General features: G+C 70.2%; 10 protein-coding genes and 2 pseudogenes. 7 read left to right on the top strand and 5 right to left on the bottom strand.

Translation table 11 applies throughout. The annotated features are described in order from the left end of the window. Positions 1-227: 227 nt before the first annotated feature. The 4 genes from ABZ818_RS41245 to ABZ818_RS41230 are packed head-to-tail and all read left to right on the top strand — an operon-like array spanning position 228 to position 3487. Complete coding sequence (locus ABZ818_RS41245; protein ID WP_361427046.1) at positions 228-1085, top strand: TetR/AcrR family transcriptional regulator; 858 nt, start codon at positions 228-230, stop codon at positions 1083-1085. 32 nt (positions 1086-1117) lie between these two features. Beyond that, entirely contained in the window at positions 1118-2011 is an 894-nt protein-coding gene (locus ABZ818_RS41240; RefSeq protein ID WP_361427044.1) for a 3-keto-5-aminohexanoate cleavage protein, read from the top strand. A 28-nt stretch (positions 2012-2039) separates the two neighbouring features. Beyond that, the gene (locus tag ABZ818_RS41235) at positions 2040-3011 is read left to right on the top strand and encodes a 3-hydroxyacyl-CoA dehydrogenase NAD-binding domain-containing protein (RefSeq protein ID WP_361427041.1); all 972 of its coding nucleotides are present in this window, start codon (positions 2040-2042) and stop codon (positions 3009-3011) included. Beyond that, complete coding sequence (locus ABZ818_RS41230; protein WP_361427038.1) at positions 3008-3487, top strand: thioesterase family protein; 480 nt, start codon at positions 3008-3010, stop codon at positions 3485-3487. Before ABZ818_RS41235 ends, ABZ818_RS41230 begins: the two co-directional genes overlap by 4 nt. 178 nt (positions 3488-3665) lie before the next feature. Here ABZ818_RS41230 and ABZ818_RS41225 read toward each other — a convergent pair. Beyond that, a pseudogene (locus ABZ818_RS41225) lies at positions 3666-3962 on the bottom strand (enolase C-terminal domain-like protein); the annotation flags it as partial. 273 nt (positions 3963-4235) lie between these two features. Between ABZ818_RS41225 and ABZ818_RS41220 the strand changes: the two are divergent. Further along, the gene (locus ABZ818_RS41220) at positions 4236-5210 is read left to right on the top strand and encodes a hypothetical protein (RefSeq protein ID WP_361427035.1); all 975 of its coding nucleotides are present in this window, start codon (positions 4236-4238) and stop codon (positions 5208-5210) included. Between the two features lie 507 nt (positions 5211-5717). Here ABZ818_RS41220 and ABZ818_RS41215 read toward each other — a convergent pair. From ABZ818_RS41215 to ABZ818_RS41205, 3 genes are all read right to left on the bottom strand, one after another. Continuing rightward, positions 5718-6323, bottom strand: a complete 606-nt coding sequence (locus tag ABZ818_RS41215; RefSeq protein ID WP_361427032.1) for a restriction endonuclease — start codon at positions 6321-6323, stop codon at positions 5718-5720. Positions 6324-6962: 639 nt separating this feature from the next. Further along, positions 6963-7112: a hypothetical protein gene (locus tag ABZ818_RS41210; RefSeq protein ID WP_361427029.1), complete on the bottom strand. Its 150-nt coding sequence runs from the start codon at positions 7110-7112 to the stop codon at positions 6963-6965. Between the two features lie 122 nt (positions 7113-7234). Continuing rightward, positions 7235-7513, bottom strand: coding sequence for a hypothetical protein (locus tag ABZ818_RS41205; protein ID WP_361427026.1), 279 nt, complete (start codon positions 7511-7513; stop codon positions 7235-7237). Between the two features lie 395 nt (positions 7514-7908). On the opposite strand from ABZ818_RS41205, the gene ABZ818_RS41200 reads away from it, so the two are divergent. Beyond that, positions 7909-8589: a hypothetical protein gene (locus ABZ818_RS41200; RefSeq protein WP_361427023.1), complete on the top strand. Its 681-nt coding sequence runs from the start codon at positions 7909-7911 to the stop codon at positions 8587-8589. A gap of 295 nt (positions 8590-8884) precedes the next feature. After that, on the top strand, positions 8885-9394 hold the full coding sequence (locus ABZ818_RS41195; protein ID WP_361427020.1) for a hypothetical protein: 510 nt from the start codon (positions 8885-8887) through the stop codon (positions 9392-9394). 308 nt (positions 9395-9702) lie between these two features. Here the strand turns inward: ABZ818_RS41195 and ABZ818_RS41190 are convergent. After that, positions 9703-9858 (bottom strand): annotated as a pseudogene (locus ABZ818_RS41190) (DNA-directed RNA polymerase subunit alpha); the annotation flags it as partial.

The following is a 9858-nucleotide window of genomic DNA, read 5'->3' as shown; positions in this document are numbered from 1 at the left end:
CCCCGCCCCGCGGCCGGTGGGGGTGGCGGGCAACCCCACGTTGCCCACGCCCCGCGCCCGGCCCGGCGGCGCGGCCCGGGCCCCCGGGGGGGGGGGGGTACCCGGGTGGTGGGGGCCCCTCGGCCCCCCCCGCCCCGCCCCCCCACGGCCTGGTTATGGCTGGTTGCCGGTAGGTCTACTCAACCGTATGTTGAGTTTTCCGCAACACATGCCTAGGGTCGTGCCCCGTGGAAACCGACGACGTCCTCGACGGCGCACCGAACGCCGACACCGCCGCCCGCGTCCGCGAGGTCATCGCGGCCGCGGCCGTCAGCCAGCGCGAGTTCGCGCGCCGGGTCGTCATGGATCCGTCCAAGCTCTCGCGTTCGCTGAGTGGCACCCGCCGCTTCACGGCCGCGGAGCTGGCGCGGATCGCCGACGAGGGCCGGGTCGACGCGGGCTGGCTGCTCGGCACCCGTCCCCGCGAGAAGGCCCCGGCGCCGGCCGCCGAGGTCGAGGGCGGGCGACCGCTGCAGATCGTCCGCGAGACGGTCCGGCTGATCGCGGAGCACGGCTTCCACGCGGTGCGGGTCGCCGACATCGCCCGCGCCTGCGCCACCAGCAGCGCCGCGATCCACTACCACTTCCCCGGCCGCGCCGAACTCCTCGAGGCGGCCGTGCGCTGGTGCATGGACGAGGACACCGCGGGCCGCGCCGCCCTCCTCGCCGAGGCGGACGACGCGGCGGCGGAGCTGCGCCAGCTCATCGCCCTGCAGACGCCGCGCACCGCGCAGCAGCGCCGCCAGTGGGCGGTGTGGCTCGACCTGTGGTCCGAGGCCGCGCGCTCCACGGCGGTGGGCCGGCTGCACTCCGAGTACTACCGGCAGTGGCGGGAGACCGTCGCCGACGTCGTACGCCGGGGTGTCGCACAGGGCGTGTTCCGCGCCGGGGCCGACCCGCAGGCGGCGGCGCTGACGCTGACCGCGCTGATCGACGGCCTGGCGACGCACGTCCTCTCGGTGAGCGGCCCGTCGGCCGACCGTGCCGCGGACGCGATGCACGCGGCGCTCACCACCCACGTCACCCACACGATCCTGGCTCCGTAGCCCTGAGCGGCAACAATTCGGGAGGCCCCCACATGCCCATCACCGAGAACGTCATCATCACCTGCGCGCTCACCGGCGCGGGCGACACCGTCCGCAAGAGCCCCCACGTGCCCGTCACCCCGGAGCAGATAGCGAGGAACGCCGTGGAGGCGGCCGCCGCCGGAGCGGCCGTCGTCCACATCCACGTACGCGATCCGGAGACCGGCGACCCGTCCCGCGACCCGAAGCTGTACCGGGAGGTCGTCGAGTGCGTCAAGGAGACCGGCACCGACGTCGTCATCAACCTCACCGCCGGCATGGGCGGCGACCTGGTCATCGACCCGGACGACCCGCTCACCCACCTCCCTGGCACCGACCTCGTCAGCGGCCTGGACCGCCTCCCGCACGTCGAGGACCTGCTGCCCGACATCTGCACGCTGGACTGCGGCTCACTCAACTTCGGCGACGGCTCGAACCTCTACGTCTCGACGCCCGACATGCTCCGCGCGGGCGCGCGGCGCATCCAGGAGCTGGGCGTGCGGCCCGAGCTGGAGATCTTCGACACGGGTCAGCTCTGGTTCGCCAAGCAGTTGCTGGCCGAGGGCCTGCTCGACGACCCGACCGTGTTCCAGCTGTGCATGGGCATCCCGTGGGGCGCGCCCGCGGACCCCGGGGTGCTCCAGTCCATGGTCAACATGCTGCCGGACGGCGCGCGTTGGGCGAGCTTCGCGCTCGGGCGGATGCAGATGCCGTGGGTCGCGCAGTCGATCCTGCTCGGCGGGCACGTCCGGGTGGGCCTGGAGGACAACCTATACCTCGGCAAGGGCAAGAAGGCGACCAACGCCCAGCTCGTCGAGCGGGCCGTGAGCATCACCGAGTCGATCGGCGCACGCGTCGCGACACCGGACGAGGCCCGCGCCACCCTCGGCCTCAAGCCGCGCAAGTAGCCCGCCGCGACGACGAAGGATCCCCCTCATGAACACACCCGGGACGACCGCACCCGAGAACGTCCGCCGTGTCGCCTGTGTCGGCGCCGGAGTCATCGGCGGCGGCTGGGTCGCCCACTTCCTGGCGCGCGGCTACAAGGTGACCGCCTGGGACCCCGCACCCGACGCCGAGGACAAACTGCGCCGCCTGGTCGACGCGGCGTGGCCGGCCCTCACCTCGCTGGGCCTCGCCGAGGGCGCCTCGGCCGACCGGCTGACCGTGGCCGGCACCCTCGAACAGGCTGTGGCCGGCGTCGAGTTCGTCCAGGAGAGCGCGCCCGAGAAGCTCGACCTCAAGCGCGATCTGCTGGCTCGCCTGGACGCGGCGACACCGCCCGGCGTCGTCATCGCCTCCTCCACCTCCGGCTATCCGATGACCGACATGCAGACCGCGGCCGCGGACCCGTCGCGCCTGGTCGTCGGCCACCCGTTCAACCCGCCCTACCTCATTCCGCTCGTCGAGGTGGTCGGCGGCGAGCGCACCGACGCGGCGGCGGTCGCCTGGGCCGCCCGCTTCTACGAGGTGGCGGGCAAGTCCGTCATCACGATGGACAACGAGGTGCCGGGCTTCATCGCGAACCGCCTCCAGGAGGCCCTGTGGCGGGAGGCGCTGCACATGGTCGCGAGCGGCGAGGCGACGGTCCGGGACATCGACCTGTCGATCACCGAGGGCCCCGGGCTGCGCTGGGCGGTGATGGGGCCGATGCTGACGTTCGCACTGGCGGGCGGCGAGGGCGGCATGGCGCACATGCTGGACCACTTCGGCCCGTCGCTGAAGTCGCCGTGGACGCGCCTGGAAGCTCCGGAGCTGGACAAGGAGTTGTACGACGCCGTGGTGGCCGGCTGCGACGAGGCGGCGGACGGCCGCTCCATCGCGGACCTGGTGGCCGAACGCGACCGGGGCGTCATCGACGTACTGCGCGCCACCGGCCGCCTGGACCGCGAGGAGGGCGCCCGATGACGAACCTCCCGCTGTTCCGCGGCACCGTCCGCCCGGAGTGGATCGACTACAACGGCCACATGAGCGAGGCCTTCTACGCCCTCGTCTTCGGCCACGCCACGGACGCGCTGATGATCGAGACAGGCCTGGACTCCGGCTACCGCGCGTCCACGGGCTGCTCCCTCTACACGGTCGAGTCCCACATCCGCTACCTGAGGGACGTGCCCGAGGCCGCGCATCTGGCCATCCGCACCCGCGTGTTGGGTGCGGCGGCCCGCAAGGCGCGTTTCGTGCACGAGATGTACGTGGTGCCCGAACCGGAGTCGGACCCGGCGCCCGACGCGGCGCCGGTGGCGACGACCGAGCTGCTCGCGGTCCACGTCGACCAGCAGGCGGGCCGGGCCGCCGAGTTCCCGGAGCCGGTCCGGCACCGCTTCACGGAGCTGACCGAGCCGGCTCCGGACTGGGCGGGCCGCTCCATCGCCGCCGTGGTCTGACGCGCGCCGGGGCCCGGACCCTGTGCCGGGCCCCGGTGCCGCTGCCGGAGACCAGGCCCTGTTCGCGGGTGGGCCGGTTGACGAGGCGGTCCCGCGATCTCGGGGCGGGTCTTGGTGGGTACGTCGCGCGTCGCCTTTGCCGTCGGGGGTCGGATCTCCTCGTGGTACGGGGGTCCGGTCAGGACGGTCGCGTGCCGTGGACGCGGTGTGGCTCCGCGTCGGCCCACTTGACGTCGAGACCGAGTCCGGGCCGACCGGTGTCGGGGCGCAGGGCGCCGCCCTCGGGCGACAGGGTGCCGTCGAACAGCAGGTGCTCGACGCGCACGTGGTCGTGGAAGTACTCCAGGTACCGCAGCCGGCGCACGGCGCAGAAGGCGTGCGCGGAGATCGCCGGGGCGCAGTGCGCGGACAGGTCGAGGTGCCGGACGCCCGACAGACCGGCGATCTCCAGTACGCCGGTGATGCCGACGCAGCGGCGAGGAAGGCATGGCAGCTGCAACGGCGGCGGCCGCCGCTGGAATCGGTGTTCCAGCGGCGGCCGTGGGGGCTCGCGTCGGTCGGTCAGTCGCCGTACTCGTACGCGTCGATGATCAGGACCATGGAACCGGTGCACAACTCAACGACCGCTGGTAACAGGGCAGTTTCCCGCGCTGTGGTTCCCCGGCCGCTACCCTGCGGCTGCTGTCCGAGGTAGGACTCCGAAGTCTGAGAGAACCGCTATTAGCTGGCCGACAAGGTGGGGGAGGACATGGAGCCGGATGAAAGTTCCCGGGCGCAGTCAGGGAACGAGGAGGGTCGGCGGCCTGACTCGGCGGTGACTCCGTCGGGTAGACCCCGTATCTCATTCCTCATCAAGCTCGGAATTAACCCGGACGCTGCTCACCTGAGCCTTTCTGCCCTCTGCGTAGCACTCGCAACCGGGCTTGCATGGAGCTTGGTAACGGATTACGCAGGAACCAAGGTCGAGGGAATCGGGCAACGCCAGGAAGCGCCCAAGAACGAGCAAGCCCAACGTGACGCAGAGAGCGCAGTAGACCTGAAGGAACCGCCCTTCACCGTGAACGTCCGCTACCTCGCCTACGGGGAAGTCGACACGGACACTGAGAGTGTCGTATTCGACAATAAGCTGCCGATTTCCTCTTTCGAGGATAGTCGCCTGCGCGACGTAATCCGAGCACAACGCGGAAGGCCCCTGGTGCCCGCTACTGTGGGATGGGGCGTGCCCGTGAAGATCACGCTCGGTACCGGGCGGAAGGGCTATGTCAGCATCACTGGCATGACGGTCGACGTGCACGGGTGCCGTAAATCCCAGGCCAACGCCGTCATCAGCATGAGCGGCGAGGGGGTCTCTTCGGTCGAAAGCGCTAACTTTGACCTGAGGGAAGACGGCTCAAGCCCCAGGGGGACCATCAGCACTAAGGACATCGTCCTCGGCAATGGCGAACCACCCACATCTCTCCTGGTCGTTGGAGAAGTTCCGACAGGAAAAACCTGCGAGTGGACGATCAGGGCCACATACGTTGACGCCAATAACAAGGAAGACACAGCTGTCATCGATAACAACGGACAGCCATTCAGGTCCGAGGGACTCCCTAGGGAGCCGGATCAGTGGTTCGCCGCCGACTGGAAGGAAAAGCGGTGGGTGGACTGCAACAGCGAGGAGGGCTTGAAGATCAGAGAGCGCGGGGACACACAGTGCCACCTCAGCGATAAAAATGGATAACGTCCTCAGCCAGCCCTGGCGGATTCCAGGGGCCGCCTGGTGGGCTTTACGCGAATTCCCGCGAGGCTCTCAGTCGGTGTGTTAGCCGCCGGGGAGGTCGACGGTCCGGCCGCTGCAGCGCGGGCACTCGCCCCGTTCCAGCACCGGGCCGTGCTCTCCGAGGCCCGGCCGGGCACGCGTGCCCGGCCGGTAACGGGGCCGAGTAGTTCCCGTACAGGATTTGGCGCTGAGATCGATCATGGGCTGACCTGGGGCTAAGTTCCATCTGGCGGATTACGACGCCGTAGGCTCCAGCCCATGCACAGCACCCTGACGGAGCACGCCCGCTGTCTCTACGGAGATGAGTACCGCCCCGCACCGGAGTGCGGACTCGCCCAAGGCGCCAACGGCACCAGTGCCGAATCCGCCGACGACGCCGGACACCGGCGACGCGCTGGCCGAGTCATGCCGGGGACCGGTGTGCCGGGGGGCCGTTCGGGGCGTGCGGCGGGGCGGCATCCGCTGTACTCAGTCCACGGGAGCGGTGGTCGGCTTGCGCGGCGGTGGGAGGGCCTCGAGCAGCTCCCACAAGGGGCGTGAGGTAGACGCCCACACGTCGAGGGTGTGGCGGTCGGCCACGTGGAGGCGCTGCTGCTCGGCGAAAGCCACGGCTGGTGCGGTCACCTGGCCGTTCGTCATGATCACCGCGACGTCGGCGCCATGGACCCGGCGGGCGGTGGCGTCGAGGACCTGCAGGTCCGACAGGCCGACAGCGGAGCCAGCGAGGCCGTTGTGGCGGTGTTCGCACTGGATGACCCAGCGCCGCCCGTAGGGGTCGGTGGCCTTCACATCGGCGCCCAGCGCGTCGTCGGCCCCGATGCGGGCGTCCCAGCAGCCGTCACGGCGCATCAACTCCCGCACCGCCTCCCCGAACCGGGAGTGGTCCAGGGCGTCCAGCTGGGGCATCGTGTAGCGCAGGCCCTTCGCGCGGGCCGCCTCCCGCTGTTCACTGCGACGCCTCTGGTAGAGCCAGCCGCAGCCGGCCAGCACCGCGAGCACACCGACGGCGACCAGGCTCCACCGGTGGGCCAACAGCCAGCTGCCGACGGCCACCACCACGATGACCGTACCCACAGGCCCCCTACCGGCCCCGGCCTCCCAGGGAATGCGCCGCCACACCGACGGGCGCCCGGCCCGCCCCGCCCGGTTCTTGCGCGCGTGGGAACTCACCGGCCGGCCTGCGTGACACCGCTCGCAGGCCGTCCCGGGATGTTCCCGATCCCCTGGCCCGCCGAAGTGGGTACGATCAGGCTCCCCGGCGCCGGAAGTATGACTGCGGCCGGCTTCTCGCCGAAGCGACTGCGGGCCTTCGCACGTCGCCGCCCACGCCACACACCCTCGGCCGCCTCCCACACACCGGGCAGGATCTTGAGCATCCACGCCTCGCTCTCTTACGTCACGCGGACCGGCGACGCCAAGGACCGTCCACGGTTCAACATGATGGCCGTACGGGCACGGCACCTTATCTGCAGGACACGGCAGACGGCTGGAGCAGCCGCCTTCCGGCACCCGGCAACGAAGGGACACCCCCACACCGCCCACCACCGCGGGCGGTTGTGGCTGCGCTCAGGCGGTGTCACGGATATCGGCATAGCTGTGACACCGGAGAGACGCTATCGGCCCCTCAGCGGCTCGTGCTGGGTACGCGTCAGGCGGGTCGGTGGTCGTCGGCACGGCCGCCGGCGCCGAGGGTCCGCCGGGAGGCCGGGGTCGTCACTGGGTGGGCGCCGAGTACGCCGCGGTCCTCAGCTCGTCCAGGTCGGGGAGACGGACTCCGGGGAGGGCGCCGAATAGGTCGGCCTGGGCGGCACGGATGGTGTGCGCGGCCTGGGGGCCGGTGGCAAGGGCGCGGCGGGCTGTCACGGGGCCATCGTAGGCGGCGCTTCAACTGCTTCCGCGCCAGCATCGGGCTCGAACATGGGCCCGGCCTTCTATCTCTGTCCCATGGTGCAAGGTAGCGGTCAGCTGCCCTCTGGCTAACGGTCCTAGACGTGCGTCGGTGCATCGCTGACAGATGGAATGGCCTCGGGGTCGCTCTGACAAAGCGAGTGTGATCGGCGGCGTGGCCGCTGCTGCGGAGGCCTCCGACGCCGGATGTCGAGCTGGGCGCGGGCGCCGATGCGGGTGAGGACGTCGCCGACCGACTCGGGGTTGAGTCCGCCTTTCAGCACGGTGTGCCAGCGGTTGTGCAGGGGGCGGTAGGCGAAGGAGTCCGGGTCGGTGTCGGGGCCCAGCTCCTGCTTCCAGCGGCGCCAGACGCTCATGGGGGCAGGCCGCGTTCATCGGACAGTCACCGTTCACGTGGCCTCCTTGGAACTCCTACGCCAGACCACATGTCAAGCAGCGACTCGCCGACACTTCCCGGCAACCCACCGCCACGGCGGGTGAGTAGACGTCAGAAGATCACCCGCAAGGGCTAATTGTCATTCAATCTCCAAACTGAGTGGATTTTTTGACGGCCACTCAGCCCTTCTTCCGAACGGCGTACAGGACCTCTACATACCCCGATCAGCCCCACAAAATCGGAGATCCTGACTTGCTCGATATGACAGCAATAGGGGGCGTTAGTACGTTCAATCACGCACCGGCTGCCACAGCGGGCGCTCCTCTCTCCGTCTCAGAAGGAAACAAGTCTCCGTCTCAGAAGGAAACAAGCGACATGATCATGAACCGTTCCCACGCGACCGTCGCGGCCGTGGCGGCCGCTGCGGCACTGGCCGCGACCGGCATCACCTATGCCACCGCCGCCCCCGCCCCCCAGACGGCCCCGGCCGTCGTCCAGCAGGCCCCCGCCCCGGCCTACGCCCCGATGGGCGGCGAGGGCGGACAGGGCAAGGGCAACGAGGGCGGCGGCGGCCGCGGCGGCGAAGGCGGCGAGCGCGGCGAATTCGGCGAGCGCGGCGAGCACGGCGAGCACGGCAAGCGCCGCCACCACAGGATCGGCCGAATCTTCATCAACGAGCGGTCGTTCTCCGCCGTGCCCGACGGCTGCATCACCGTCGTAAGCGGCCTGGGCTCCAAGAGCTTCAACATCCGCAACGACAGCAAGCAGACCGTCGAGTTCTTCCGTGGCGTCACCTGCGACAACGGCGCCCCCATCGCCACCGTCGGCCCCCACAGCGAGGCCAACGCCGTCCGCCCGGGCAAGATCCGGGACGAGGACGAGAAGGGCGAGCACGAGAAGGGCGAGCACCACAAGAAGCACCACGAGGAGATGGAGGACGGCGTAAGGGTCAAGAACGGAGTCGTGGGCAGCTTCCGCGTCATCAAGCGCCACCACGGGAAGGGCGAATTCGGCGAATTCGGCGAGGGGGAATTCGGCGGATTCGACGAAGACTAAAACCAGCAACCGCGTGATGCGCACGCTGGAGAACCCCGGCCCGCCGTAATCGGGCCGGCGCCCTCCGGCCAGGCGCACAACACAGAATCCCGGCCCGCCGCAATCGGGCCGGGATTCGCGTCTGGACCCCGGCCCAAGGACATCCCTTCTCGGAACATCCACACCAGACCATTGTCCGACAGATCACGCGCCCGCTACGCCATCCTCCCCCCAGCGACGACCGCCAGTCCACCTTCCACGACATGACCGGACACATCCCCCTCGCTCCCCCGCCAGTCGGCCAACTCGTGCCGGGGTGAGGGTGTCGGGACGCTCAGGACCGGACGACAAAGCAGTGCGGCTGCGGGACACGTTCACCCGCCGGCTCGTCGGCGAGCCCCTCACCGGCCACAAAGACTGGGTTCAGGGTCTCGCGTTCTCGCCCGACGGGACCCTTATCACCACCGGCGGCAACGACGGGGTGAGGCTGTGGGACACGGCCACCCGCTGGCCCATCGGCGAACCCCTCACCGGCAGCCGAAGAGCACTGCTACTCGACAGGTACCACAACGAAGGCCGACTTCAGTACGCCGGCCACCACGACCCTGACCCAGGCGGCAGGCACTGCGGTCGTCGTCCTGCTCGCTACGAAACGACGCGGGCATCCGTGGACAGGCTGGTCGTCCTCCGCCGAGTGGGGCAGCCGGGAGAAGCTGAACGTCACGTTGGTAGAACCCGAGCTGGCGCTGGAAGTCGGCGTGGACGTCGCCCGGGACGCCTCCGACCGGTGGCGGCACCCCGCACGCTGGCACCGCGCCCGACCTGACCTCTCCCCCGCCGACGTTCCCCGCCTAACCTCGCCGTCACACTGACGCAGCACGGGCGGGGAGGCCCCGGCCGACGCGCAACCGGCTGAGCGGCGCCTCCATCCCCGGCCGCAGCCGCGCCGCCCATCCCGCCCCGTCCCTTCTCCTTCACTCCAGCCAGGGACATGGGCGAAAGCGATCTTGATCGGGCTTGTAGGGCTTGGGCATCTGCATTTCCACCGGGGGCCCTCGGGGAGCCGGTGCGGTCGGCCGGTGCTCATCGCCGGCTCCTCTGCCTTCCTGGCTCCCCCGCGACCCGGCGCAGCGTTCAGTACTGCTCGGTCTCCACGAAACCCGTGCCCGCGTTGTCGTCCGCGTCGAAGGCGGCGGCGGTCGGGTCGAATCCGGGCGGGCTGTCCTTCAGGGCCAGGCCCAGGCCGGCCAGCTTCGCCTTGACCTCGTCGATGGACTTCGCACCGAAGTT

The organism is Streptomyces sp. NPDC047453 (assembly GCF_040643155.1).
Classification (GTDB): Bacteria; Actinomycetota; Actinomycetes; order Streptomycetales; family Streptomycetaceae; genus Streptomyces.
This window is presented reverse-complemented; position numbering and strand designations above follow the sequence as displayed.

Bases quoted from the DNA above. Each gene is read 5' to 3' on its own strand.
- ABZ818_RS41205 (WP_361427026.1), bottom strand. From the start codon at position 7,513: ATGAGCGTCTGGCGCCGCTGGAAGCAGGAGCTGGGCCCCGACACCGAC.
- ABZ818_RS41240 (WP_361427044.1), top strand. From the start codon at position 1,118: ATGCCCATCACCGAGAACGTCATCATCACCTGCGCGCTCACCGGCGCG.
- ABZ818_RS41220 (WP_361427035.1), top strand. From the start codon at position 4,236: ATGGAGCCGGATGAAAGTTCCCGGGCGCAGTCAGGGAACGAGGAGGGT.
- ABZ818_RS41200 (WP_361427023.1), top strand. From the start codon at position 7,909: ATGATCATGAACCGTTCCCACGCGACCGTCGCGGCCGTGGCGGCCGCT.
- ABZ818_RS41235 (WP_361427041.1), top strand. From the start codon at position 2,040: ATGAACACACCCGGGACGACCGCACCCGAGAACGTCCGCCGTGTCGCC.
- ABZ818_RS41230 (WP_361427038.1), top strand. From the start codon at position 3,008: ATGACGAACCTCCCGCTGTTCCGCGGCACCGTCCGCCCGGAGTGGATC.